Source organism: Aminobacter sp. P4_D5 (assembly GCF_056401815.1).
Genome location: NZ_JBFUIP010000763.1, coordinates 1 through 691, shown reverse-complemented (window position 1 = coordinate 691; position 691 = coordinate 1). Strand labels below are relative to the sequence as shown.

The window sequence follows — 691 nt, the reverse complement described above, 5'->3', positions numbered from 1 at the left end:
ACAGTCGCTCGCGCACCGTACCGTCGAAGGGCGCGATCACGCTGACATTGGCGCCCGGCTCCAGCACGCCCACGACGGCGATGCGCGCGCTGACCGGCTGCGCCGTGGCGGTGAGGGTAAGGACGCCGCCCGGCAGCTGCTGCGAGGAGAAGTCCGATCCGGTGAGGGCGGAACGCCAGGTCCAGGCCGCGACCCCGAAGACGGCGAGGAAGGCGAGGCCGATCGCGCCGGAACGCATCAGCGCGATGCGCCGGCTGGTGCGCGCCGTGCGCACCGCGGATTCCTCGAGCTTCAGGAAGGCGTCCTGCAGCTTCACGTATTGCTCGGCGATCTCGGCCTGGAGGCGCTCGGTCTCCGTCACGTCGGAGAAAACGGCTGTTATCGCCGGCTTGCCCGCGTTCGGCCCCTGCTGCGCGCGCCAGAGCGTCGCCTCGATGGACAGCCGCCGGTTGCCGGGGAAGGAGATGGTGTGCCGCTCGCCGCTCTCGCCGTGCAGCGGTGCGAGCACGGAATCGATGAACTCGTCCGTGCCCTCGCGGTCGTGCATCAGGATCGCGAGGCTCTCGCCGATCGCCGCCTCGCGGTCCAGGTCGAGCATGCGCGCGGCCGCGGGATTCAGCGTCACGATGCCGGCGTTGGGGCCGATGGTGAGCACGCCGTCGGCCATGGCATCCAGCGCGCGATCGTAGTC

General features: G+C 70.8%; 1 protein-coding gene. It reads right to left on the bottom strand.

What is annotated here, in order from left to right:
* Positions 1 to 691 (bottom strand): PAS domain-containing protein (locus AC1DWF_RS34845; RefSeq protein WP_476843040.1); only part of this gene is annotated, 691 nt, incomplete at both ends.